At 31.4% G+C, this 25,388-nt stretch carries 21 protein-coding genes; 5 read left to right on the plus strand and 16 right to left on the minus strand.

Annotation, left to right across the window (positions count from 1 at the left end):
• Window positions 1-2: 2 nt before the first annotated feature.
• The 3 genes from FHS04_RS09135 to FHS04_RS09145 form a co-directional block, all read right to left on the minus strand.
• Window positions 3-377: a hypothetical protein gene (locus tag FHS04_RS09135; protein WP_027879588.1), complete on the minus strand. Its 375-nt coding sequence runs from the start codon at window positions 375-377 to the stop codon at window positions 3-5.
• Window positions 378-443: 66 nt separating this feature from the next.
• Window positions 444-1,796, minus strand: a complete 1,353-nt coding sequence (locus FHS04_RS09140; protein ID WP_106677251.1) for a DUF5689 domain-containing protein — start codon at window positions 1,794-1,796, stop codon at window positions 444-446.
• Between the two features lie 32 nt (window positions 1,797-1,828).
• Window positions 1,829-4,708, minus strand: coding sequence for a carboxypeptidase regulatory-like domain-containing protein (locus tag FHS04_RS09145; RefSeq protein WP_106677249.1), 2,880 nt, complete (start codon window positions 4,706-4,708; stop codon window positions 1,829-1,831).
• 142 nt (window positions 4,709-4,850) lie between these two features.
• Here FHS04_RS09145 and FHS04_RS09150 point away from each other — a divergent pair, with 142 nt between their 5' ends.
• A complete protein-coding gene (locus FHS04_RS09150; RefSeq protein ID WP_106677248.1) occupies window positions 4,851-5,927 on the plus strand; it encodes an endonuclease/exonuclease/phosphatase family protein in 1,077 nt (358 codons plus the stop codon).
• A 57-nt stretch (window positions 5,928-5,984) separates the two neighbouring features.
• On the opposite strand, the gene FHS04_RS09155 is transcribed toward FHS04_RS09150, so the two are convergent.
• From FHS04_RS09155 to uvrC, 10 genes are all read right to left on the minus strand, one after another.
• The gene (locus tag FHS04_RS09155) at window positions 5,985-6,413 is read right to left on the minus strand and encodes a hypothetical protein (protein ID WP_027879591.1); all 429 of its coding nucleotides are present in this window, start codon (window positions 6,411-6,413) and stop codon (window positions 5,985-5,987) included.
• Window positions 6,414-6,518: 105 nt separating this feature from the next.
• Window positions 6,519-9,134: a TonB-dependent receptor gene (locus FHS04_RS09160; protein WP_106677503.1), complete on the minus strand. Its 2,616-nt coding sequence runs from the start codon at window positions 9,132-9,134 to the stop codon at window positions 6,519-6,521.
• Between the two features lie 167 nt (window positions 9,135-9,301).
• Window positions 9,302-10,945, minus strand: a complete 1,644-nt coding sequence (pgi, locus tag FHS04_RS09165) for a glucose-6-phosphate isomerase (protein WP_106677246.1) — start codon at window positions 10,943-10,945, stop codon at window positions 9,302-9,304.
• Entirely contained in the window at window positions 10,945-12,267 is a 1,323-nt protein-coding gene (locus FHS04_RS09170; RefSeq protein WP_106677244.1) for a M23 family metallopeptidase, read from the minus strand. Before FHS04_RS09170 ends, pgi begins: the two co-directional genes overlap by 1 nt.
• The gene (locus FHS04_RS09175; RefSeq protein ID WP_106677242.1) at window positions 12,225-13,148 is read right to left on the minus strand and encodes a tryptophan 2,3-dioxygenase family protein; all 924 of its coding nucleotides are present in this window, start codon (window positions 13,146-13,148) and stop codon (window positions 12,225-12,227) included. Before FHS04_RS09175 ends, FHS04_RS09170 begins: the two co-directional genes overlap by 43 nt.
• Before the next feature lie 3 nt (window positions 13,149-13,151).
• The gene (locus FHS04_RS09180; RefSeq protein WP_106677240.1) at window positions 13,152-13,931 is read right to left on the minus strand and encodes a DUF3108 domain-containing protein; all 780 of its coding nucleotides are present in this window, start codon (window positions 13,929-13,931) and stop codon (window positions 13,152-13,154) included.
• A gap of 144 nt (window positions 13,932-14,075) precedes the next feature.
• Window positions 14,076-15,236: a 4-hydroxyphenylpyruvate dioxygenase gene (hppD, locus tag FHS04_RS09185; RefSeq protein WP_106677238.1), complete on the minus strand. Its 1,161-nt coding sequence runs from the start codon at window positions 15,234-15,236 to the stop codon at window positions 14,076-14,078.
• A gap of 13 nt (window positions 15,237-15,249) precedes the next feature.
• Window positions 15,250-16,404, minus strand: coding sequence for a homogentisate 1,2-dioxygenase (locus tag FHS04_RS09190; protein ID WP_106677236.1), 1,155 nt, complete (start codon window positions 16,402-16,404; stop codon window positions 15,250-15,252).
• 217 nt (window positions 16,405-16,621) lie between these two features.
• Window positions 16,622-18,856, minus strand: a complete 2,235-nt coding sequence (locus tag FHS04_RS09195; RefSeq protein ID WP_106677234.1) for a patatin-like phospholipase family protein — start codon at window positions 18,854-18,856, stop codon at window positions 16,622-16,624.
• Window positions 18,853-20,646 carry an excinuclease ABC subunit UvrC gene (uvrC, locus tag FHS04_RS09200; protein WP_027879600.1) on the minus strand — a complete coding sequence of 598 codons (1,794 nt, stop codon included), beginning with the start codon at window positions 20,644-20,646 and terminating at the stop codon, window positions 18,853-18,855. The genes FHS04_RS09195 and uvrC overlap by 4 nt, the downstream gene beginning before the upstream one ends.
• 138 nt (window positions 20,647-20,784) lie before the next feature.
• Between uvrC and FHS04_RS09205 the strand changes: the two genes are divergently transcribed.
• From FHS04_RS09205 to FHS04_RS09220, 4 genes are read left to right on the plus strand one after another with little or no spacing between them, the layout of a single operon-like run.
• Window positions 20,785-21,204 carry an ATP-dependent zinc protease family protein gene (locus FHS04_RS09205; RefSeq protein ID WP_027879601.1) on the plus strand — a complete coding sequence of 140 codons (420 nt, stop codon included), beginning with the start codon at window positions 20,785-20,787 and terminating at the stop codon, window positions 21,202-21,204.
• Complete coding sequence (rimK, locus tag FHS04_RS09210) at window positions 21,201-22,079, plus strand: 30S ribosomal protein S6--L-glutamate ligase (protein WP_106677232.1); 879 nt, start codon at window positions 21,201-21,203, stop codon at window positions 22,077-22,079. The genes FHS04_RS09205 and rimK overlap by 4 nt, the downstream gene beginning before the upstream one ends.
• Window positions 22,079-23,050 carry a succinylglutamate desuccinylase/aspartoacylase family protein gene (locus FHS04_RS09215; RefSeq protein WP_106677230.1) on the plus strand — a complete coding sequence of 324 codons (972 nt, stop codon included), beginning with the start codon at window positions 22,079-22,081 and terminating at the stop codon, window positions 23,048-23,050. Before rimK ends, FHS04_RS09215 begins: the two co-directional genes overlap by 1 nt.
• Before the next feature lie 6 nt (window positions 23,051-23,056).
• Window positions 23,057-23,620: a 5-formyltetrahydrofolate cyclo-ligase gene (locus FHS04_RS09220; RefSeq protein WP_106677228.1), complete on the plus strand. Its 564-nt coding sequence runs from the start codon at window positions 23,057-23,059 to the stop codon at window positions 23,618-23,620.
• Here the strand turns inward: FHS04_RS09220 and FHS04_RS09225 are convergent.
• The 3 genes from FHS04_RS09225 to FHS04_RS09235 form a co-directional block, all read right to left on the minus strand.
• Window positions 23,617-24,243, minus strand: a complete 627-nt coding sequence (locus FHS04_RS09225; RefSeq protein ID WP_106677226.1) for a lipoprotein signal peptidase — start codon at window positions 24,241-24,243, stop codon at window positions 23,617-23,619. The two genes, FHS04_RS09220 and FHS04_RS09225, sit on opposite strands and share 4 nt — an antisense overlap.
• A gap of 67 nt (window positions 24,244-24,310) precedes the next feature.
• On the minus strand, window positions 24,311-24,928 hold the full coding sequence (locus FHS04_RS09230; RefSeq protein WP_146131290.1) for a DUF4097 family beta strand repeat-containing protein: 618 nt from the start codon (window positions 24,926-24,928) through the stop codon (window positions 24,311-24,313).
• Window positions 24,929-25,004: 76 nt separating this feature from the next.
• A complete protein-coding gene (locus tag FHS04_RS09235; protein WP_027879607.1) occupies window positions 25,005-25,388 on the minus strand; it encodes a TraR/DksA family transcriptional regulator in 384 nt (127 codons plus the stop codon).

Here is a 25,388-nt window from a genome sequence, read left to right on the forward strand (position 1 = left end):
GATCAAATACTTTTTAAAAGAATTAATCCTAAAATAATACAACCTATAGGTAACAATAAAAGTATACTTGTATTATAGCTGTTTTTACTTTTATTGAATTTTGCGTTTAAAACCTTTCGGCTTTTACCATTGTACTTCATCCAGTTTTTAAGGTGAATGATTATTGAAAATATGATGAATAACGTCCACATACTAGATGTAGACATTGTTTTAACATGCATCTTACTAAGAAACGTTACAAGAAAAGCACCTATAACAAATAATAAAGCGATTTGAAGTATTGAAATATAAAATAAGGCAATACTGTTAGCTTTTTGTTTAAACTTAGGTTTAAATGCAGAAAATATAGCAAAGAAAAATTGATCAAATGTTGTCATATGTTGAAATAAAAAACCTGCTAAATATAGCAGGTTTTTTTATTTTTTAATATTCTTAAGAATTTATTATTCTGCAGAAACTTTTACATTATCAATCTCCCAAGTTGCAGCTGCAGAACTTGTAGATGTATATTTAAATGCAATAAATACATTACCTCCTGCAGCAGCAGAAAGATCTAAAGATCCTGAGTCAGTCCAAGAAGACCAACTACCAGTGTTAGTATCTAAAGTTGGTGATAACGCTACCCATGTACCATCTGTAGTTGGGTCACCACCGTTATAGTCTGTCGCATAAAATACTTCTATATCATTACCATTGTACCTTTTTACAGTTTGGAATGTTAAGAAAGCACTTGGTGTATTTGATAAGTCAATTGGTAAAGAGATTAACCAATCTTCATTAGTTTGTGCTCCGCCAGAAAAACCAGACATTGTTGCACTATCATCTGGGTTACCAAAAGTATTATAATACCACTCTTGTGTTCCTGTAACGTTGTAAGGTGTCCATTTATCTAAGTTTCCTGCAGAAAAATCGTCTTCAAATAATGGATCACATCTTAAGTCGTTATCAAAGTTAATTGCTTCTGGTGTGTTGATGTAAATTGTGTAAAAATCATCAAAATAATCTCTAGTTAATACACCATCAATACTACCTCTATTTGCTGGTAATGGTAATCCTTTAAAATCTGAGAAAGTACTTGTACTTAAAATTACGCTACTTCCTGTTGCACAACTTTCTAGTAAACGCTCTCCATCAAAACTGTCATTAGTTTCAGATGCAAATGTAGTTGTATTACCTACTACAAGATTGCTATTAAATTGCATGTTATTTAATCTGATATATTGACTTTCTAGAGCATCACTAAACTGAGATATTGAAACTTCTTTAGGTACAATAGTTGCAACTTCACTTGTTCTAATAATATGATTTGGCACTAATGTACTAGCTATTTCATCTATTTGATCTCCATTAAGACGACCAAGTTGTAATACTCCATTACTTTCGCCTACAGTTAATCCGTTAAGCTTAACATATACTTTTCTACCAAATTCGTATTGAGTAAATAATGGGTTTTTATCTACTTGCACTACAATTGCAGCAGTTGGATTTTCTGGTGCGTCTTGGATTACTAATTGCTTATAAAAGTTACCACCTTCGTCACTAGACACAACATAACCTACTGTATATTTTTCTGATACTGTTTCGCTAGCTGCTTCGTAAGTGTATGCTTCGTTACCATTACTACCAAATGCACCTAAAACACCACTTAAAGTATTAAATTCTGCATCTGTATTTGGGTATTCTGAAATCCCTTCGATTGTTGAAGGTACATCAAAGTTATCGTCTTCAACACAGCCTGTTAGTACAACTAAGCTTACTAAAAGTACTGCTATTTTGTTTAAATTTATTTTTTTCATCTTTTCTTGAATTATTTTTTTCTATAAATATATTAAAATCTTACGTAAACATTTAAATAATAAGTAGTTCCGTTACCATAAAAATAACGATTACCAAAAACAGGTCCGTTTGGATTTGTTTGTTCTTGCAACTGACTTCTGTAATCCACACGTCTTGATTGCTCAAAACCACCTGTACGATACTCTTGATTAAATACGTTATTTATTGTAGCAAAAAATCCGATAAAGTAGTCATTTACTTTCCAAGATTTACCTCCTATAACGTTTACTAACATGTAATCGTCAAATTGTTCTTGTTGTAATAGTTGCTTTGCAACTGTAGGATCTACATCATTTATTTCTCCTCCAGTAACTACGTAATTTTGACCATTTGCTGTATTATCTTGAAATTGAGTTTCTGAATATAATTCTGGGTCTGTTACAAAAGCAGCACTTCTTTTTAATGCACTAGGATCTACATAAGCGTTAGAGAAATGGTTTGCTGTTACACCTATATTCCAATAGTCTGGATCTCTATATTCAAAACCTATTTGGAAGGCTCTTTCTGGTCCACCTGCAACGTGTAAGTTTTTTAAGTTGGTTGTACCGTCACCAAATTGAGCTGTACCTGTTCCAAACTCTTGACTATAATAAGTTAAGTTTGGATTGTTGTTATAAATGTACTGACCGAAAGATGCAGCACCTTTTACTTTAATTGTTGGTGTTACTTGTGCTTCTATACCTAATTCTCCTCCTATACGTTGAGTTTCGATATTTGTAATTGCTTCTTGCACTAAGTTGTTTCCTGCACCTTCACTAAAGAAGAAACCTGTATCTGTTCCGTCTTCTGTTGTCGAGTAAAAACCTGTAAGTCTAGCTTTAACTATTGGAGAACGGAAAATATAACTTGCATCTACACTTGTTATTTTTTCACTATCTACATCTTGTAACAACATATTAGATTGTCTTACGTTTGCAAACGTGTTTCTAATACTTGGTGCTTTAGTCATGTATACACCGTTAAAATCTAATAAGTGACGTCCAGAAATTTTATATGTTAAACCTGCTTTAGCACCAAAGTTTTCAAATTCTACTTTTGGACCTTTACCAAAAGAGTTACCTACAAAATATCCGTTTTCAAATAAACCTTTTCTTTGGTAATCTGTTTTAGAAATGCTTCCTCCTAAATAAAAATCTACTTTACTGTACTTAAATACTGCTTGTGCAAAACCGCTTAATACGTTAGCATCAATTTCATAGTTATACTTATATCTATCTCCTTCTCTAGCAATTCTGTTTGGGTTTCTAACATCAGACTGAGCTGTTGTTAAAGTTCCGTCTGTATTTTGTGCTGGCTCATCAGAGAAAAAGTCTACATCTAAATATCCTGATCCTCCTAATAAATCTGATACTTCTGCAAAGTTTTCACTTTTAAGATTTCTGTAGTTAACAGATGCATTTAATCTGATATTGTCTGATAATTCTGAAGCTAAAATAATATTAGCCATTAACTGCTTATCGTCTATTCTGTCTTCTTGTACTGCATATACTGAGTTTTCAAAAGTTGAATTTGCTGTGTATAATGCATTCCAATCAAATTGACCATCGTTTACAAAATTTTGTTGCGCGATGTATGCTTGTTCGTAATCGTAAGCTGTTGGACCACCATCAACATTTAAGTGATAACTTGGTAAGTTTTGATAGTAAGTTGGATCTGTATTTCTAGCTCCACCAATATAACTATCTTGACCGTTAAATCTTACTAACCTTGTTCCTCCGTTATCTATTCTTGTATTACCTATTTGTCCAAACTGGTAACCTATGTTTGTGTTTATAGATGTTTTTTCTGAAATATCCCAATAGTGATTTAACATTAGGATTGGTTCTTCAATTCTTCTAATTCTAGAGTTTCTTATATCTCCATTTAAATCTCCCCAAAATGGGTTGTATTGTCTTCCTTTTAATCTAAAAACTTCTTCTGTAATAGCTGTTGATCTACCTCTTCTGTTTTGTGCGTAGATAGACGTGAAGTTTAAGCTGTGTTTATCGTTAATTTTCTTTTCGACTACAGCAACAAAAGAGTTTGCATCATAAAGTGTTCCGTCTATATAACCACCATCACCAAATCTTCTTGAAGCTAAAAGGCTATATGCCCATCCGTCTTCCATTAGTCCTGAGTTATAACTTGCCATTATACGTCCTTCGTAACTTCTATTTGCAGAAGCAAAAGATAAACGTCCACCTTCTCGATATTTAGAAGCACGCATAACAATGTTATTTGTACCTGCTAAATCACCAAAGTTATAATCGTTAGGGGTACTACCCATTGAGAATTCTTGATTACGTTGTAAATCATTAATTCCTCCCCAATTTCCCCATTGTGGTCTTCCGGTTGCTTGTTTGTTCATTTCTAAACCATTGATCAACACTTTTCCATTAGCGTTATCTAATCCTCTTGGTCTAAAAAAAGTTGCACTAAAGTCAAATGCAGCAGCATTTAAAAAAACATCTCTAGATGATTGTAATAGTCCAGACACATTACTTGTTAATCCATCATCTTCACTATTTAACTGATCATCAGAAATAGAAATGATATAAAGGTCTTTTTTATCACTAGCATTATAAGATAAAGTCATATCTTGTATATCTAATGTTTTACCTTCATTAACCACAATAGGATATCTTTTTGTGGTATAATCTACTTTTTCAATTTTAAGAATCTGTTCTCCTAAAGGTAGGTTTTGCTTAAAAGTAAATTGACCAAAAGCATCTGTTTTTGTCGTTAGGTCAGACTCTTCAATTGTTACTGTTACATCCGGAATTGGTTCATCGGTTACGGCATCTTTTACACTACCTTTTACAATAGTTTGCTGCGCAAGCACTGTAAACGTTGAAAAAACTCCAAATAAGAAAAATAAAAAACTTTTTTTCATAAGTGAATTTGTTGTTAAAACTTTGTTTTACCATTAAATAATTATTATTTAAGGCTTGCAAATTTACATTATTTATAATAAATATCTACTTTTGGCAGGAGTTTTGTAAATAACATAACAAAAACGTAACAAACACTTTTTAATGAAACATTTTAATTACCTACTATTTGCACTACTATTTATTAGTATTATAAATGTAAATGCACAAGAAAAGAAAAAGTTTAAAATCCACACTGTTGCTTTTTATAATCTTGAAAATTTATTTGACACCATCAATGACCCTACAAAAAATGATGAGGCAAGTCCAATGATGGAAATTAAAGCAAACCGTCAAGAAATATACAAGAAGAAAGTACATAATATGGCTAGAGTAATTTCAGAAATTGGATCTGATTTTACGAGAAACTCTCCTGCAATTATTGGCGTTTGCGAGATAGAAAACGTTAACGTCCTTGAAGATGTAGTAAATGACCCATTACTTTTGGGTAAAGATTATGGTATTGTTCACTTTAACTCTCCTGACAACAGAGGTATTGACGTTGCTTTACTTTATCAAAAAAAGTTATTTCAAGTAACATCAAGAAGCACACATACTTTAAAGATTTATGATGATGAAACAAGAAAGCGTATAAACACAAGAGACCAATTATTAGTATCTGGTGAGCTTGAAGGCGAGAAAATGCATTTTATCGTTAACCATTGGCCTTCAAGACGTGGTGGAGAAGCTAGAAGTAGACCTAAAAGAGTTGCTGCTGCTAAGTTAAACAAGCGTATTATTGATAGCTTACAATCTATAGATCCATATGCTAAAATAATAACAATGGGAGATTTAAACGATGATCCTACCAACGCTAGTGTTAAGGACGTTTTAAAAGCAGAAAGAAATAAAAAGAAGGTAGACTTTAAAGGTATATATAATCCATATATAGATATGTTTAAAAAAGAAGGATTAGGTACTACTGCTTATAGAGATGCTTGGAGTTTATTTGATCAAATTATGTTAACAGAGCCTTTCTTAAAGAAAGATTATACAAATTGGACTTATTATAGAGCTGGTATCTTTAATAAAAACTACTTAGTAAATAAAAAAGGACGTTGGGAAGGTTACCCGTTAAGAAGTTTTGCTGATGGTGGATTTACCAATGGTTTTAGTGATCACTTTCCTGTTTATGTCTATCTAATTAAAGAACTTGAAGACAAAAAGAACAACGATAAATAAATATCGATAATAATATTAAACAAAAAAGCGAGCTATATAGCTCGCTTTTTTTATATTTTAAAACCAAGTAGACCAAGGTATTTTAGCCAATACTAATATTAATGCAATAGAATAAAATATAGCAATAGTTTTTAGTTTTTTTGCTGAAGTTAGTTTTTTCTTATGTTTTGAGTATCCTATAGTAATAAATGCTATAGCTAGTAACATTGCTACAGGATGTTCTACCGCTACATTACGTATGGCGCTATTTTTCATAATTTCTCCCATGCTCATTTCTCCAAAGTAATCAGCAACAAACCATAAAATAATTCCTATTAAAAACTGAATATGAGATACAATTAAAGTGAATAAAGAAATTCTAAAATCTCTTGCTTCATATTCTTTATTTGTAAATGTTTTAAAAAGCGCATTAAAGGTAGCTACAACTAACATTAAAAACACTAAATATGCCCAATAAGAGTGTAACATTTTTACTGTTGAATACATATATTTTTTATTTAATTAATTAGGCTATAAAGGTAGTAATTATATTGCATAAAAAAACCGCTTCTTTACAAAAGCGGTTTTTAAATTTAATTCTTTTTAATAGAATTAGAAGTTATATCTTAAGCTTGCGTTAAACGTTCTTCCAATACCTAAGTAGTAACCAAAAGCATCTCTTTGGTTAATATAGTCTGCATTGAAAAGGTTGTAAACATTAGCTCTAAAAGTCATTTTGTTAGACCCTAAATCAAAGTTATAAGTTAAACCTGCATCTGCAAGAGTATAAGCAGGTAATCTTACAGAAGAGTATTGGTTACCTGCTAAAGCAGCAGTTGCAACTTCTTCTACATCAACAAACTCATATAAATCTGTGTAGATGTTGTAATCTAAATCTACAGAAAGTCCTTTTAGTAATTTAGCTCTAATACCAGCACCAAATGAAGTTTGAGGAGCGTTACCAACTTTTACGTCTGTTAAATCAACCTTACCATCTGTAATTAAGAATTCACCTGTATCATCGTTTTGTAAAGTATAAGGAGTTTCTCCATCATATTTCCAATTTCCGATAGAACCATATCCTCTAAAGCTTAAGAAAGAAGCCATAGGTCTGTATTCAAAATCAAATTCTACACCATTATGAACCTGAGTTACATCTGTAATTCTGTAGTTACCAAACTCGTCATCAGCATTACCTAAAGTTCCGTCAGGACCAGCTAAATCAGTACCAAACCCTAAGAATCTGTTACTCCATCTTGTTGAATAAACGTCTACATTTACTCTCCATTCTTTACCTTTAAATCTATAACCTCCTTCAATACTTGAAATTTCTTCATTATCAATTTCTGGCTCTACTAAAGCATTTGAATATCTGATGTTAGCAAAGATATTATCTAAGAATGGTTGACGAGAGTAAAAACCTCCGTTAGCAAAGAATGCATGCTTATCGTCAATTTTATATCCTAAACCACCTTTTAAATTATAACCAGTTTTAGTTATTTTTTCAGATTTACCTAAACCGTCACCTACACCAACTAAACGACCTTCTCTTTGGTAAGATTGAGTAGATAATGCTCCTTGGAAGAATGCTGAAAAACCACCTTGAGTAAATTCAACTTGACCAAAACCTCCTAAGTAATTAATAGTCTCTGAGTAATCACGGTCGTATCTTTGATCTTCATCTGCAAAGTCAAATAAAGCAGACCATGGGTTAGCTTCAAAACTTTCAGTCAATACATAATCTGATGGTCTATCTGTTAAGTAGTTATCATTATAACCTGATAAACCTAAGAAATCATTAATTTGTCTAAAGTGATCACCTCTATAAGTTCTTCCATCAGCACCAATATTAAATGACCAGTTTTCATTTAATTCTACGTTTAAGTTAGATAATAAACCGTACCAGTTGTGGTTGTTTACAGAAGATCTTCTTAAATAAGAATCTCCAAAGTTACCAACGCCATCAGTTGCAGAATCAATGTTATTTTCAACTATTTGATCAAAATCAATAAGTCCGTTTGCATCATTTCTTTCTCTTCCTCTACCAAGACCTCCGGTTCCTCCACCACGTCCCCATGATGCATATAACACAGTAGATAAGTCTAATTTTTCATTAATATTAAAATCCCAGTTTAAGTTTGCTACTGGTTTGTGGTAATAGTTTCTTCTTTCTGTATAACGCTCTCCGTCTAAAAACCCTGAGTTTCCGTTATATTTATCACCATATCTTTCATAGTTTTCTAAATCGTCTGAGAAATTTTGATCGTGCCATTGTGGTGCTCCTGTTAACAAGAAGTTGAACGAGTGTACTTCGTTTGGCTTATAACCAACAGAAAATAAATAATTTTGGCCTTGACCTGCTGTTCCTTCAGAGTATTTTCTGTGTGCTTGCCAGTGGTCTACTAATACTGTATAAGCCCATCCGCTTTCTTTTAAACCAGAACTGTAAGTTGCAGTAATTTTTCCGTAACTATCGTTACCTCCTAATAATCTTACAAAGCCACCTTCTTTGTTATCTGTAGTTTTAGATACGATATTAACTGTACCTCCTACTGAAGAAATAGCTAATTTTGATGCTCCTAAACCACGTTGAACTTGCACCGCGTTTGCAACATCACTCATACCTGACCAGTTTGACCAATACATTCTACCATCTTCCATACCATTAATTGGTTGCCCGTTTAATAAGTAAGCTGTGTTTGTTTGATCAAAACCTCTTAAGAAAATCTGACTATCTCCAAATCCTCCAGCTTGGTTAGAAACGTAAACAGATGGAGTGTTTTTCATAGCTTCACCAAACTCTACGTTACCAGCTGCTTTTAATTGGATGTCTTTACCTCTAATTGTAGAAACTGCTACAGGAGTTTCTCTTCCTGCTGCTAAATCAATAACTCCAGTTCCGATGATAACTACTTCTTCTAAAGAGTTATCTGGAGCTAAAGAAACTTTACCTAAGTTTTTACTTCCGTTAAAAGTTAAAGTTATTGATTCATAACCCACGTAAGAGATTACGATTTCTCCTGACTCTGATTGAGTTTTTAAAGTAAAGTTACCATCAAAATCAGTTGTAGTACCATTAGAAGTACCTTTTTCCATAACACTTGCACTTGGCAAAGGGCTATTGATTTCTGAGTCAAGAACAGTACCTGTTACTGTACTTTGAGCCATTGTAAATGCAGTAAACATAAATGCTACTGCCAAAAACATAAATTGAATTTTGTTTTTCATCATGTTGAATTAAAAATTGTTTGTTTTCAAAATTTGATGCAAAATTACTACTAATTATAGATGTAACATTAACTTAATGTTAACAATTTTTGCATTTTACAAAACTAAACAACTTTTTAAATCACCCAACAATTTGATAAACATAGATATACACATTTTTTTAACAATTATTTAAGAGCCTCAAAATGGTTAATAAGGTTAGCTGTAGAGCTATCATGTACAGCATTATTTTCTGCACCAAACTCATTTAAAATTTTATTTGCTAGTTGTTTCCCAAGCTCAACACCAAACTGATCGTAGCTATAAATATTCCAAATAATACCTTGTACAAATATTTTATGTTCATACATGGCAATTAACTTACCTAAACTTTCAGGTGTTAATTTATTAATGAAAATGGAGTTAGTTGGTTTGTTTCCTTCAAAAACTTTGAAAGGTGTTAAAGTTGAAATTTCTTCCTCAGATGCATTTTTTTCTTTAAACTCAGCAATAACTTCTTCTTTAGTTTTTCCGTTTAATAATGCTTCTGTTTGCGCGAAGTAATTAGACATTAATTTATCTTGATGGTCTTGATTACCATGAAGTGATTGTGCAAATCCAATAAAATCTGCTGGAATTAACTTTGTACCTTGATGTATTAACTGAAAAAAGGCATGTTGCGAATTTGTACCTGGTTCTCCCCAAATAATAGTACCTGTTTGGTAATCTACTCTATTTCCGTTTCTGTCAATACTTTTACCGTTGCTTTCCATGATACCTTGCTGAAGGTATGTTGCAAATTGGTTTAAGTATTGAGAATATGGAATAATAGCTTCACTTTCGGCATCAAAGAAGTTGTTATACCAAATACTTAGTAAGGCTAAAATAACGGGTATATTACTTTCAAAAGATTCACTTTTAAAATGGTTATCCATTTTATTTGCTCCTTTTAAAAGGCTATTAAAATTGTCAAACCCAACTGCTAAACTGATTGATAATCCTACTGCACTCCATAGTGAAAAACGACCGCCAACCCATTCCCACATCGGGAAAATATTATTAGCATCTATACCAAAATCTTTAACTTTTTGAATATTAGTAGACACCGCAACAAAATGTTTTGCAACATCTTCTTCTTTACCATGTTGTAAAAACCAATTTTTAATGGTGGTTGCGTTTGATAATGTTTCTTGAGTTGTAAATGTCTTAGAAACAATAACAAATAAAGTAGTTTCTGGATTTAGTTTTTTAATAACTTCATTAACATGATCTCCATCTACATTACTTACAAAGTGTGTTGTTAAATGGTTTTTATAATATTGAAGTGAATCTACAACCATTGCTGGACCTAAATCACTACCACCAATACCTATATTTACAACATCTGTAAACGCTTTACCAGTATATCCCTTTAATTCGCCCGAAGTGACTTGATTGGTAAATTTTTCAATTTTTGATTTCACTTCAAAAACTTCAGGCATAACGTTTACACCATCTACTTTAAAAATAGCATCCTTATCTGCTCTTAATGCCGTGTGTAATACTGCTCTTCCTTCAGTTTTGTTTATAGTTTCACCGTTAAACTGAGCATTAATTGCTTCTTCTAACTTACAATCTTCTGCAAGTTGTAAAAGGTGTTTTAGGGTTTCTTCAGTAATTCTATTTTTAGAAAAATCTACGTAAAAATCTTCCCATTTTACAGTTAGATTATTTGCTCTGTTTGCATCTTCTGCAAACAAATTTTTCATTTTTAAATCTTTTACTTGATCAAAATGCTGTTGTAAATTTTCCCAAGCTTTTGTAGTTGTTGGATTAACTGTAGGTAATGCCATTATTTGGTGTATGTAATTGCGTTATCTTGATTGGTTTGTATCTCTAAAACCTGCTCTTCAGTTTCTATAGGATAACTGTATTCTATATTATCTAATTGAATTTTTATAGGTTTTATAAACTGTAAATATTCTGCTTTTAGACTGTCTGATATAGGCTCTGCTTCTGGCAGTTTTTGTTTGAAAGGATCAACTTGTTTTCCGTTTTTCCAGAAACGGTAACAAACATGTGGTCCAGATGTATTACCCGTCATCCCAACATATCCAATAATGTCTCCTTGTTTTACAAAATCACCAACTTTTACAGCACGATTACGCATGTGTAAATATTGTGTTGTGTAAGTTGAGTTGTGTTTAACTTTTACATAATTACCGTTACCGCCTCTTCTAGCAGATTCTATTACAGTTCCGTTAGCTGTAGATCGAATTGGCGTACCAATATCTGCAGCAAAATCGGTCCCTTTGTGTGGTCTTACACGATTTCCGTAAAGTGCTATACGTCTATTTAAATTGTATCTAGATGAAATACGTTTATACTCTACAGGTGCTTTTAAGAATGCACGACGAAGGTTTTTTGCGTCCTCAGAAAAATAGTCTTTTAACCCTTTTACGGTATCTGTTTCGAACTGAAATGCGTAAAACGGCTCGCCTTTATGTTCAAAATAAGCAGCTTTAATTTGGTCTATTCCTGCATAAATACTGTCGTCTATATATTTTTCTGTATAAATTACTTTAAATTTATCGTTTTTCTGAAGCCTAAAAAAGTCTATTGTCCAAGCATAAACATCACTCATTTTATAAGCTAAAATGACACTTTTTCCTTGTTTATCTAATGCTTCTGAAATGTTAGATTCTATAATTCCTGAAACTTCTTTTTCGACATATTTTATAGGTTTTGTTGAAGAATATGCGTGAATTGAGTCTTGAAAATTAACAACCACATAATCTGTTTTTGTAGGTTGATAAATAAAACATTTTGGTTCTTTTAAAGAATCGTTAGAACACAATAAAGTATAAGGCTTGCCTATCTGAAGCTTGGTAATATCAAAACTATCTTTTGTTAGCTGTGCTATTTGAAATATTTTTGAATAGTCTATTTGATTACGTTGAAGTATTTCTCCAAAGCTATCACCTTTTCTAATAGTATCTCTTTTTACAAAATAATCTTTAAGGTTAAAACCAAACTCATACACTTCTTCTGGCTCTATAACCTCAACGGTTTGTATAGGTTCTTTTACTTCGTTTTTGCAGGCTATACTTAGTAATGCTAAAGCTAGTATTACTAAACATTTTTGCCCCAATCTTCTAACTCTTGCTTGCTCCATAAGTCTGGAAAAAATATTCTTCTTTGATATTTTGGATGCATGTACTTTACCCATTCGCTTCCTCCTGTTGCTTCTGCTGTTTTACCGCCTATATTTAAATAGTGTTTTGCGGTATTATAATGTGCCATAACCCAAGTGATGTTTACGGTATAATCGTAATGGCGCATTGCTTTTATTAAATCTTTGTCTTCTTTAACATCTTGTGGTAAACTTTTAAAAATGGTCCACAGGTTGTGTGTGTTATAGAATTCTGCAAATCTAATAAATTCGTCTTTGTATTTTTGCTCGAAAACTGTTAATGTATAACTTTTTTTTCCTGTTTTGTAGTCTTTTCCTGCAGCTTGCCAATACAAATGTTCAAAAGCATGTTCAAAAGAGGTATTTCTGTCAATAGTTTCTCTAAAACGATTATCTATTAAGTTTATTAGCTCGGTAGAAGCAAATTCTATTTTCCTGTACTGTGCAGATTGAAATCCGCTAGCTGGCGTAAGTGTATTTCTAAACTTATTGTATTGTTCTATATCCATACCGTCTTTCATTACGGTAAAGGATGAAGTTAAGACATCAAAATAACGACTTATTCGCATTATTTTAGTTTCAAAAAATGCTGCTGATATGTCTTTTTTATTTGCAACTTGGTCTATTTCCCAAAGTATCATTTTAAACAACAATTCATTAACTTGATGATAAAGGATGAAAACCATTTCATCTGGTAATGTTGTTCGTTTTATTTGTAAATTTAATAGGGCATCTGTTTGGATATAGTCCCAATAATCTATAGGCTTACTGTGTAGCAAGCCTTCTAAATGTGTATTTAGATTTTGATCTAAATCTGAATATTTTTTATCTAATTGATCTATAATTTTTTGGTCAGCACTCATCGATTAATCTTCTACTAATATTTTAAATTGATGCTTTAGCCCTTTAAAAGCTTCTAAATCTGCTCTTAATGATCCTACAGCAAGGTCTGCTTTGATGCGCAAAGGTATTTTATTTTTATCATTAGATACCCAAAGTGTTAAACTTTCTTCTTCTTTAAATACACGACCAGCCATTACATAGGGTCTAAATATTAAAGCATCTACTTCTCCAAATTTTGTATCTAAATTTTCTCTACCCAAATACTTCAGTTTAAAACCATAATTTTCTTCGTCAAAAAACATATCTAACTTAACCTCATCGCCTACTTTTAAATTTTTGGTGTCTATATTATTTCTTAAATAATAAAAAGTTGACACCATATCTTGGATGTTTGGTTTTGTTGTAAATGACTTTTTAGTATTATGTTTTTTATTATGTACTAGTGCTTCTTTTTTGTCTTGATCAAAAGTGATTTCGATATCTTTTTTATGTCCTCCTTCATCAATTTTTCTGATAAACTTATAAGGCACAATAGATCGTTTATCAAAATAACTTTCATACCTATCCTCTACTTTAAAAAACCATTTTATTGCTCCTGTTGTCCAGCCTTTACCAACAACATGATACACTTGTTTTCCGTCTAAAATGGTTTCATTTACTTGTAGTGTGGCATTACCTGCTTTTAAAAAACCGCTATAGCTCATTTTAAATTTAAACCATTCGCCTTTTTTAAAAGATGACTCTTGTGCATTAGTTAATTGCAATGCTAAGAGACATATTATAATTGGTAAAATTCTTTTCATAACATATTGTATTTGTAACACTTAATTAGCTTAAACATCTTTATTTAAATGTAGTATTACAATTACTATTCCAAAAATATAAAACAAAAAAATGCCATCTATACATTTGATGGCATTTTTTTATTATTAAAAAGTAAACATATATTAAAGTGTACCTCTTTTTGCTTGCTCTCTTTCTATAGACTCAAACAAAGCTTTAAAGTTACCTGCTCCAAAACCACGTGCGCCCATACGCTGTATGATTTCAAAGAATAATGTTGGTCTGTCTTCTACAGGTTTTGTGAAAATTTGAAGTAGATATCCTTCATCATCGGCATCTATCATAATACCTAAACCTCTAAGTGTTTCGATATCTTCTCTTAGCTCGTGACTAAATTCTTCTAATCTTCCTGGTACTGCTTTATAATATTCTTCTGGTGGCGTTGATAAAAACTCTACACCTCTTGCTTTTAATTGTGATACTGTTGTAATAATATCGTCTGTTGCAACAGCTATATGTTGCACACCTGGTCCTTCGTAAAAGTCTAAATATTCTTCAATTTGAGAACGTTTTATACCTTCGGCTGGCTCATTGATAGGGAATTTTATACGACCATTACCATTACTCATAACTTTACTCATTAAAGCAGAATATTCGGTATGAATTTGTTTGTCATCAAAAGATAAAAAGTTAACAAAGCCCATTACATCTTCGTACCATTTTACCCAAGTATTCATTTCTCCCCAACCTACATTTCCTACCATATGGTCTATGTATTTTAGACCTACTGGTTCTGGATTGTAATCGCTTTCCCATTTTTCGAAACCAGGTAAAAATTGTCCGTTGTAGTTTTTACGTTCTACAAACATATGAACGGTTTCTCCATAGGTATAAATACCTGCTCTAACTATTTCACCGAATTCATCTTTTTCAACCGTTGGTTCCATAAAAGATTTTGCACCTCTTTTTGTAGTTTCTTCATAAGATTTTCTTGCATCTTCAACCCAAAGCGCTACAACCTTTACACCATCACCGTGTTTTACTATATGATCATTAATTGGTGATTTACTGTTTAAAGGTGTTGTTAAAACAAGTCTTATTTTGTCTTGTTTTAAAACATAACTTACAGACTCTTTAGAGCCTGTTTCTAATCCTTTGTAAGCATAAGATTGAAATCCAAATGCTGTTTTATAAAAATGTGCTGCTTGTTTTGCATTACCTACGTAAAACTCTACGTAATCTGTACCTAAAAGCGGAAGAAAATCTTGCGCGCCATCAAATATTTTTTCTAAACCGTAATCTACTGATTTTATTTCTTTACTCATTGTTTGTCTTTATTTATAACCAAGATTTAAAATAATCTTCGTCTGCTATTTTTAATGCTTCTTCTGTTACTTGTAACGGTTTAAATGTGTCAACCATTACTGCTAATTCATCTGTTTTAACTTTTCCTATGCTTCGTTCTACAGCACCAGGATGCGGTCCATGTGGTATACCTGCTGGATGCAAACTAATGTGACCTGCATCAATATCATTACGACTCATAAAATCTCCGTCTACGTAATACAACACCTCATCACTATCTATATTACTATGATTGTATGGTGCAGGAATTGAATCTGGATGATAATCATACAACCTTGGTACAAAACTACAAACTACAAATGCGTCTGTTTCAAAAGTTTGATGTACTGGTGGCGGTTGATGTATACGTCCTGTTATTGGCTCGAAATCATGTATAGAAAATGCATATGGATAGTTATAACCATCGTAACCTACAACATCAAAAGGATGTGTTGCATAAACCATATCAAAAATATCATCTTGTTTTTTTACTTTGATTAAAAACTCTCCTTCTTCATTATAAGTTTCTAACTCTTGTGGTTGACGCAAATCGCGCTCGCAAAATGGAGAATGCTCTAATAATTGACCAAACCAGTTACGGTAACGTTTTGGAGTGTAAATCGGTCTTCTTGACTCTACAATAAATAACCTATTATCTTCTGTATCAAAATCTAGTTTGTAAATTATACCTCTTGGTACTAATAGATAATCTCCGTATTTAAAATCTAAATTACCTAGCATAGTACGTAACTTACCTGTTCCTTTATGGATAAAAATAAGCTCGTCTGCATCAGTATTTTTATAAAAATAATCTTTAGTAGATTGTTTTGGCGCAGACAGTATAATACTACAATCACTATTAGTTAATACTGTTTTTCTGCTTTCTAAATAATCATTTTCTGGTTTTACTTGAAAACCTCTAAACCTATAAGATTGTATATTATTTGATTTGGCTATTTTAGGTGCTACACTGTATTGCTTTTTAATTGCTTTTACTTTTGTAGGCGCATGCTCGTGATATGAATTTGTAGACATACCATCAAAGCCAATAGTACCAAATAGTTGCTCTGAATATAGAGACCCATCAGGTTTTCTAAACTGTGTATGGCGTTTAGGCGGTATCTTGCCTAATTTATGATAAAATGGCATTTTTAATATTTTTTATTAATGAAATATTAGAACTACGTCTAATTGTTTGATAGCTAAGATAATTGAATACTATTCTGGATTTCTTTTAATAAGAAATTTTAAGTGAGATAATAAATGCATCCAAATAGTATTCATATACTTCAAATATCGTATTTTTTTTAGAGTTTTGAAAGTCTTTTTTGTTAAGATTAAACAAACTGATTTTCAAAAACTTAACTTAAAACCAATATCCTAAATTAAAAAACCAAAATCCCTTTTTTGTATCAGGAGAATATGTGTATTTAACTTCTATAGGACCTAAAAAACTCTCTAAAGAGTATCCAACAGCATAGCCAGAGTATTGTGGCCAAGATAACCACTCTCCATCATCAAATAATCTATCTTCAACATTGGCGTAATTTGCTGCCAATATTAAATGGTTTTTTGGCACAAAATTATAATCTAAACTTACAGATCCTTTGATATAAGAGTCTGCAGCAATACTTAAAAAATCATAACCATAAAAAGGTTTAAAATTATTTATAAAGTCATTACCATAACCACCTAATACAAAGTCTAAAAATCTATTTGCTTTAGGGTTGATCTTAAAACCTCCATCTGATGTAATATTAAAAGATAATTTATCTGTTGCTCTAAAAGCATAACCTACTTCTGCTTTTAGGATTGAAAAAGGCGAAAAATCTCCTCCAAAATCTGATGAATATAAGTAGTAATTACCTTGTGCGTTAAAGTACATTCCTCTTGTAGGAAAGTATTTGCTATCATAAGAATCAAACTTAAGACTACCAAAAACACTTAAGTAATTACTATTTTCAAAAACAGTTTCTTCTTCATCTTCTTCAGTAATTATTGTTTCTGTTTTTACTTTTAGTTTTTTATGTTCTGCACCGATAGTAAACACTAAATCATTTCTAAACAACGTTTGAAAAAAGAATTGATTGGTAAAATCTGATAATTCTGCATTAATTTTATTTACTCCTGCACTTGATATTTCTAATTCAGACAGAAAAGCAGAAGACACAACTCCGTTATCAAACTCACTAAATCTAGAGTTAACTCCTATACTCCAATAAATTCCTTTATCAATAAAATAATCAAAATTATATCTTACATGATCACCTACTATAAAATCTAAAGAAGCCACATCATTTTTTAACAAAAACTGCTTTTTAGTAATATTAGCTAAAATGGCACTTTTATATAAATCGTCGTAATGTAAAGCAAACTTTAAGAAAGTGGTTTTTTTAGATTCTCTTACTTTAGTTATTAACTTATAACCATCGTCTTCTTCTGGCTTAAGCTCATAAAAGAAATTATCAAAGTTATTAGTAGCCACTAAATTATTTGCTCCCAAAGTAAGATCTTTATAAGCTATTTTAGAATATGGTCTTAACTGAAGTTTACCTAACACATAAGACCTGGTGTATTTTTCTAAACCGTGAGTTTCTATATAATTAAGCCTAATGCTATCTGGAGATTTTTGTATTTGTGTTTTTATTCTTGGTTTAATCTGTTTGTCTTTTAATTGATTTAGTTGTTCTAAATTTTGCAAAGCTGCTTTTTCTCCATTATCAATAATCTCTCTTCCATCATCAAAAGAGACAACTGTAAATTTAGATATATCTGGTTTAATGTATATGTCTGTTTCTTCAGACTTTTTAACCATATCATTTATGGTTCTAAAATTATTTATTTGAAATAATATTGCTGGTGCAGAAGATAAATCTGTACGATTTGCTAAACCATCTTGTACATCTACGCCAATAATTATATCTATTCCTTTAGCTCTTAACTCTTCTATGGGATAGTTATTGACTACTCCACCATCTATTAATAATTGATCTTTAATTAAAACCGGTTCAAATAATGAAGGAAAAGCGCCGCTTGCTTTAACTGCTTGTGCTAAATTACCTTTATCTAGCACAACTTGTTTACCAGTTTCTACATCTGTTGCGATACAGAAAAAAGGTATAGGAAGCTCACTAAAATCTTTTTTATTACAAACATTAATTAAAAGCTTACTTAATAAATTAAAAGTGTTTTGTCCTTTTGAGAGTGCAGAAGGCAATTTCATCTTAAAATTATCAAATGGTAAGGTTACTGCGTATTTTTCTGAAATTTCTCTTTCATAATTAGATTTGGCTTCTCTTGGCAGTTTGTCTGTAATAATATTATCAAAATTTACGCCTTGAAAAATAGAATCTAGCTGTTTACCAGAATAACCTGATGCGTATAGAGAACCAATAATTGCTCCCATACTTGTTCCTGCAACATAATCTACTCTTATTCCTAAACTATCAATAACTTTTAAGGTACCAATATGTGCAAATCCTTTAGCGCCTCCACCGCTTAAAACTAGACCTACTTTTGGTTCTTTTATATTTTTTTCTTGAGCATTAACAACTGTATTTACAGTTAGTAATAGCAAAATAGCGATGATAAATTGTTTCATTCTTTATGGTAATGGTTGTAAATTTTTGATGCTCTAGATACGCCTACTACTTCTTCTAACTCATCTAGTTTTGCATTAGCTATTCTTTTGGTTGATTTAAATTTTTTAAGTAACTCTACAATAGTTTTTTCGCCAATACCTGGTATCGTATCTAAAGCACTATTTAACGCATTTTTGCTTCGTCTATTACGGTGATGCTCTATACCAAATCTATGAGCTTCGTTACGTAATTGTTGTATTATTTTAAGCGTTTCGCTTTTTTTATCTAAATATAACGGAATTGGATCGTTTGGATAAAATAATTCTTCTAAACGTTTTGCAATTCCGATAATGGCAATTTTTCCTCTTAAACCTAAAAGATCTAAACTTTTTAATGCTGAAGATAATTGCCCTTTTCCTCCATCTATTATTATTAACTGCGGTAACGGCTGTTCTTCTTCTAATAACCGCTTGTAACGACGGAAAACGACTTCTTCCATAGATGCAAAATCGTCTGGTCCTTCTACTGTTTTAATATTAAAATGGCGGTAATCTTTCTTGCTTGGTTTACCATTTTTAAAGACTACACAAGCCGCAACTGGATTTGTCCCTTGTATGTTAGAGTTGTCAAAACACTCGATATGTCTTGGCTCTTCAGATAATCTTAAATCGGCTTTCATTTGTGCCATTATCCTATTGGCGTGACGATCTGGATCTGTGATCTTTATTTGTTTAAAACGCTCCATCCTATAATACTTTGCGTTTCTTAAAGACAGATCTAAAATGTGTTTTTTATCTCCTAGTTGTGGTACTGTTACTTTAATTTCTTCACCTATATTTACCTTAAAAGGTACGTAAATTTCTTTTGATTTAGAGTTGAAACGTTCTCTTATTTCAACAATTGCTAATTCTAGTAACTCTTTATCGGTTTCGTCTAACTTTTTCTTTATTTCTAAAGTGTGAGACCGGATGATGGATCCATAAGATATCTGAAGAAAATTGATGTAGCCAAAACTCTCATCACTAACAATAGAAAATACATCTACATTACTTATTCTCGGATTTATAATTGTAGATTTTGCTTGATAATTTTCTAAAACTTCAATTTTTTCTTTAATGCGTTGCGCATCTTCAAACTGCATTTTTTCGGCATAATCCTTCATTTGCTGTTTAAATTGTCCTAAAGAGTCTTTAAAGTTTCCTTTAATTATTTCGCGAATTGCCTTTATATTTTCTTGATAATCTTCTTCGGTTTGATAGCCTTCACAAGGACCTTGACAATTTCCTAAATGATATTCTAGACATACTTTATACTTACCGTCTTCTATTTTATCTTCGGCTAAATCATAATTACAAGTTCGTAATTGATACAATCCTTTTATTAAATCTAATAAGGTATGTACGGTTTTCATACTTGTGTAAGGCCCAAAATATTCGCTTCCATCTTTGATTAAACGACGTGTTGGAAATACACGTGGAAAACGTTCTTTTTTGATACAAATCCATGGATAAGACTTATCATCCTTTAACAATACATTGTAACGCGGTTTATGCTTTTTTATCAGATTGTTTTCTAATAGTAAAGCATCCGTTTCAGTTTCAACAACAATAAATTTGATGTCTGCAATACGTTTTACTAAAACTCTAGTTTTACCACTATCATGTGTTTTTGTAAAATAAGAACTTACACGTTTTTTAAGATTTTTTGCTTTACCAACGTAAATTATATTACCTTCTTTGTCGTAATACTGATAAACACCAGCAGATTCTGGAATGGTTTTTAATTGAATATCTAAGTTGGTTTTACTCATAAATTAATAGTAAATAGGTGTAAAGTCTAGTGGTACTCAAAGGTAATTATTTAATAGTTTTTAATTAAAAACTTTAACCAAAATTAAATTTTAAGCAATGTTATATTTACTACATTGCGCGACTTTTAAATAAAAAAAATGACAAAGAAAATTATAGGAAGAACAGATTGTATAGACTTCCCTAAATTAAATTTATTAAACATTAATTGTAAGATAGATACTGGCGCTTACACATCAAGCATACATTGTTCTAACATTACACTTACTGACCAAGGTTTACTTTGCTTTTTTGATGATAATAAAACCGAAAAATCAGAGCCTGTTTTATTTAAAGAGTACAGTTTAACCGATGTAAAAAGCAGTAATGGCTTTGTAGAAAACCGATACAAAATAAAAACTGATGTTGTTTTTTTTGGTAAAACCTACAAGATTAACTTAACTTTAAGCACAAGAAGCGACATGAGGTTTCCTGTTTTAATAGGCAGGCAATTTTTAAAACGAAAATTTTTAGTTGATGTCGATTTACAAAACCAATCATTTAATAAAAAAGTAGAATGAATATAGTTATTCTATCGCGCAACGCAGGTTTATACTCAACAGATAGATTAGTTGAAGAAGCCGAAAATAGAGGTCATAAAGTAGAAGTTATAGATCCTTTAAAATGCGATATTATTATTGAAAAAGAAAAACCAACAATTTACTATAAAGATCGCTATTTAGATTACGTAGATGCAGTTATACCACGTATTGGCGCTTCGGTTACATTTTATGGTTGTGCAGTAGTAAGACAATTTGAAATGATGGGTGTATTTACTACAGTAACTTCAGATTCTATCCTACGATCAAGAGATAAATTAAAAAGTTTACAACGTCTTAGTAAAAGAGGAATTGGCATGCCTAAAACAGTATTTACCAACTATTCTAGAGATGTAGAAGAAGTTATAGACCATGTTGGTGGCGCGCCTGTAATCATTAAACTTTTAGAAGGTACACAAGGTCTTGGTGTTGTCTTAGCCGAAACTAAAAATGCTGCCGAATCTGTTCTAGAAGCTTTTAATGGGTTACAAGCTAGAGTTATAGTACAAGAATTTATTAAAGAAGCTAAAGGTGCAGATCTTAGAGCTTTAGTAGTAGATGGTCAAGTTGTCGGCGCAATGAAACGTCAAGGTAAAGAAGGCGAATTTAGATCTAATTTACATCGTGGTGGTAGCGCAAAAATCATAAAACTTTCTGAAGCAGAACTTCGTCTTGCCATGAATGCTTCTAGAGCATTAAAACTTCCCGTTTGCGGCGTAGACATGCTACAATCTGAAAGAGGACCTTTACTGCTAGAAGTAAACTCTACACCAGGATTAGAAGGCATAGAAAAAGCTACAGGAAAAAATATTGCTAAAAGCATTATAACTTATTTAGAACGAAACAGTAACGCTTAATGATTTATCAACAAAAGGACTTACATATTTTAGATGAAATTATTAAACCAGGTAAAAGTGCAGAACTAAGCTTTAATGTTGCACATTTACACACACGTACTCCAGTAGATGTTCCTGTTATTATAGAACGCTCTAAAAAACCTGGACCTACAATTTTGTTTACTGCTGGCATACATGGCGACGAAGTAAATGGTATTGAAATTGTACGTCAATTAATTTCAAAAGGAATAAATAAACCTAAAGTTGGTACCACAATTTGTATTCCTGTTTTAAACATCTTTGGATTTATTAATATGGAACGCGAATTTCCTGATGGTAGAGACTTAAATCGTGTTTTTCCTGGAATAAAAAATGGCTCTTTGGCCAGTCGTGTTGCGCATACTTTAGTAACCGAAATTATACCTGAAGTAGACTTTATTGTCGATTTTCATACCGGTGGCGCTTTTAGGTTTAATGCACCTCAAATACGTATTGCTCCTGGTAATGAAGATGATGATGTTATGGCAGAAATATTTGGAGCACCATTTATCTTATACTCTAAAAACCTAAACAAATCATTTAGAAAAACATGTAACGAGCTTGGTAAACCTATCCTTCTTTTTGAAGGCGGAAAATCGTTTCATATAGATAAAACAGTCACTAACACAGGTGTTAATGGCGCCAAACGCATCCTAAATCACTTTGGCATGCTAAGAAAAAAATATAATGTTTCTGAGCCTAAAAAAGCATGTATAAAAATATTAGATAGCAAATGGCAACGCGCCAGCTTTTCTGGTATGTTTAAAGCTAATGTAGATTTAGGTCAATATATAAAAGAAGGTGACACCATTGGTAATATTACAGATCCTTACGGAAAATTTAATCACTTTGTAAAAGCTAAACATGATGGTTACGTGTTTAATATAAATGAATCTCCTATTGTTTATCAAGGTGATGCTTTATTTCATATTTCAACAGGAATAGTTAAATAATTAAAAATGAATAAAGCCCGATTACGCCAAAAATATAAAGCTTTAAGACAACAACTTACCGAAGAACAAATAGATCAATTTAGCATTGATATTGCTAACCAATTATTAAAACTAGCTATTTGGGACTACAATGTGTACCACTTATTTTTAACTATTGAATCACAGAAAGAAATTCAAACTGAATTTATTTTAAATATTCTATCCGGAAAAGATAAAAACATAGCTATTTCTAAAAGCAATTTTGAAAGCAACACATTAACCAATTACCTGTTATCGGACAATACCACTTTAAAACTCAATCAATATAACATACCAGAGCCTGTTAGTGGTATTGAGATACCAAACCATAATATAGACGTTGTATTTATACCGCTTTTAGCTTTTGATTTAAAGGGAAATAGAGTTGGTTATGGTAAAGGGTTTTATGATAATTTTTTAGCAACATGTAAACCTAAAACCCTAAAAATAGGATTGTCTTTTTTTGAAGCTGAAGCTGAAATTAAGGATGCTTATGAAGGTGATATTGCATTAGATTATTGTGTAACACCTGATAAGGTTTACAAATTCTAAGCATCTTCTGTTTTTGGAAACGCTTTTTTATTAAAGAAAATTAATATTCCAAAACCAATACTAATAGCTACGTCTGCAATGTTAAAAACAGGCTCAAAAAAAGTAAAGTATTTACCGCCAACACTTGGTATCCATTCTGGCAAATATCCTTGCCAAATCGGGAAGTATAACATATCTACTACCTTACCGTGCAACATACTATCGTAACCTTGTTCTGGCATAAATGTAGCTACTTGACCAATACTATCGTCAAATAAAACACCGTAAAACACAGAATCTAATATATTACCCAAAGCACCAGCAAACACAAAGATAAGTGCAACATTAAGCATTTTAGATTGCTGCTTTTTAATACTATTATATAACCAATATCCAATACCAATAATTGCAAAAATCCTGAAGACAGTAAGACTAACTTTTGCAGTACGATCACTAATAAAAGGAAACAAATCACTTAGTTTTGTTCCCCAAGCCATACCGCTATTTTCTATAAAATAAATTTTAAACCAATCAAAAACAGCAACATCTTCTCCTAATACAAAATGTGTTTTTACATATATTTTACTTACTTGATCAATAAGTAAAATTAAGACGATAAAGATTGTAGCTTTTTTTAGGCTCATAAAGTATAGACTTGTCAACTATGCTTAGTTGACAAGGATTAGTTTTAAACAAAAATAGACTTATTTTTTAAATTTTAGAGACGTTTATATTTCCGTTAACAGTTTGCAAATTTAATTGATATAATGCTAGTTTAAATTGCTTAACATCAACTATTCCTGTTTTACTTTTTGCAATGGTTTTTGCGTTATTTGTTTTAATATTAATAGTTCCGTTTATAGTATTTATTGTTGCATTACCAAAAAACGGATCTAACGTACAATTACCAGTTTTTAATTCTATAAACACATTTGGAAATTGACCTTCTATTTTAGTTTGCGCAATATCACTTTTAATATTTAAATCAATAGGTTTTGGAATACTTAATTGCAACTCTACAGATAATACTTTATGCGCACTTAACTTGTCATTATCTGCTTTAAATAAAGGTTGAAAATCTGTAGATAGTCTTAAAACACCTTGATTAATACTATCAATTATCACTAAATTTTCTGAATGCTCGCCTTCAAATTTAACCAACAAATCAATAGTATTAGATACACTATTTTTAATGTTTATTTTAAAAATTCCTTCGCCATCAATATCAACTTTTTTGATTTTCTGTGTATTCCATTGTTTTTCGGTTTGCTTCTGTGCAATAGAACAATGGACAACTAAAAGAAAAAATAAAACGAATTTGAATTTCAAAATTTGTGGAAATAAAAAACGCTTCAATTCAACTAATTGAAGCGTTAATTTTTTAAATTATATATTAAGCAACAGCTTATTTTTGCATGTTTTTTGCTTCAATACTTAATGTTGCGTGTGGCACAAGCTCTAAACGTTTTTTGTTTATTAATTTACCTGTTACACGACAGATACCATAGGTTTTATTCTCTATACGAATTAGCGCATTTTTTAAATCACGAATAAATTTCTCTTGTCTAATAGCTAATTGCGAGTTAGACTCTTTGCTCATTACTTCACTACCTTCGTCAAACGCTTTAAAAGTAGGCGAGGTATCGTCTGTACCATTATTATGATCGTTCATATAAGCACTTTTTATTAAATCTAAATCGTGCTGCGCTTTATCGATTTTTTCTTGAATTAAAGCCTTGAACTCTGCTAAATCTTTATCAGAGTATCTTACGTTTGTATCTGTTGCCAT

This window comes from Mesoflavibacter zeaxanthinifaciens subsp. sabulilitoris (assembly GCF_014191595.1).
GTDB lineage: Bacteria > Bacteroidota > Bacteroidia > Flavobacteriales > Flavobacteriaceae > Mesoflavibacter > Mesoflavibacter zeaxanthinifaciens.

What these genes read in the sequence shown, in the direction of transcription:
- FHS04_RS09135 (WP_027879588.1), bottom strand. Translation starts at nt 377, where the DNA reads ATGACAACATTTGATCAATTTTTCTTTGCTATATTTTCTGCATTTAAA.
- FHS04_RS09140 (WP_106677251.1), bottom strand. Translation starts at nt 1,796, where the DNA reads ATGAAAAAAATAAATTTAAACAAAATAGCAGTACTTTTAGTAAGCTTA.
- FHS04_RS09145 (WP_106677249.1), bottom strand. Translation starts at nt 4,708, where the DNA reads ATGAAAAAAAGTTTTTTATTTTTCTTATTTGGAGTTTTTTCAACGTTT.
- FHS04_RS09150 (WP_106677248.1), top strand. Translation starts at nt 4,851, where the DNA reads ATGAAACATTTTAATTACCTACTATTTGCACTACTATTTATTAGTATT.
- FHS04_RS09155 (WP_027879591.1), bottom strand. Translation starts at nt 6,413, where the DNA reads ATGTATTCAACAGTAAAAATGTTACACTCTTATTGGGCATATTTAGTG.
- FHS04_RS09160 (WP_106677503.1), bottom strand. Translation starts at nt 9,134, where the DNA reads ATGAAAAACAAAATTCAATTTATGTTTTTGGCAGTAGCATTTATGTTT.
- pgi (WP_106677246.1), bottom strand. Translation starts at nt 10,945, where the DNA reads ATGGCATTACCTACAGTTAATCCAACAACTACAAAAGCTTGGGAAAAT.
- FHS04_RS09170 (WP_106677244.1), bottom strand. Translation starts at nt 12,267, where the DNA reads ATGGAGCAAGCAAGAGTTAGAAGATTGGGGCAAAAATGTTTAGTAATA.
- FHS04_RS09175 (WP_106677242.1), bottom strand. Translation starts at nt 13,148, where the DNA reads ATGAGTGCTGACCAAAAAATTATAGATCAATTAGATAAAAAATATTCA.
- FHS04_RS09180 (WP_106677240.1), bottom strand. Translation starts at nt 13,931, where the DNA reads ATGAAAAGAATTTTACCAATTATAATATGTCTCTTAGCATTGCAATTA.
- hppD (WP_106677238.1), bottom strand. Translation starts at nt 15,236, where the DNA reads ATGAGTAAAGAAATAAAATCAGTAGATTACGGTTTAGAAAAAATATTT.
- FHS04_RS09190 (WP_106677236.1), bottom strand. Translation starts at nt 16,404, where the DNA reads ATGCCATTTTATCATAAATTAGGCAAGATACCGCCTAAACGCCATACA.
- FHS04_RS09195 (WP_106677234.1), bottom strand. Translation starts at nt 18,856, where the DNA reads ATGAAACAATTTATCATCGCTATTTTGCTATTACTAACTGTAAATACA.
- uvrC (WP_027879600.1), bottom strand. Translation starts at nt 20,646, where the DNA reads ATGAGTAAAACCAACTTAGATATTCAATTAAAAACCATTCCAGAATCT.
- FHS04_RS09205 (WP_027879601.1), top strand. Translation starts at nt 20,785, where the DNA reads ATGACAAAGAAAATTATAGGAAGAACAGATTGTATAGACTTCCCTAAA.
- rimK (WP_106677232.1), top strand. Translation starts at nt 21,201, where the DNA reads ATGAATATAGTTATTCTATCGCGCAACGCAGGTTTATACTCAACAGAT.
- FHS04_RS09215 (WP_106677230.1), top strand. Translation starts at nt 22,079, where the DNA reads ATGATTTATCAACAAAAGGACTTACATATTTTAGATGAAATTATTAAA.
- FHS04_RS09220 (WP_106677228.1), top strand. Translation starts at nt 23,057, where the DNA reads ATGAATAAAGCCCGATTACGCCAAAAATATAAAGCTTTAAGACAACAA.
- FHS04_RS09225 (WP_106677226.1), bottom strand. Translation starts at nt 24,243, where the DNA reads ATGAGCCTAAAAAAAGCTACAATCTTTATCGTCTTAATTTTACTTATT.
- FHS04_RS09235 (WP_027879607.1), bottom strand. Translation starts at nt 25,388, where the DNA reads ATGGCAACAGATACAAACGTAAGATACTCTGATAAAGATTTAGCAGAG.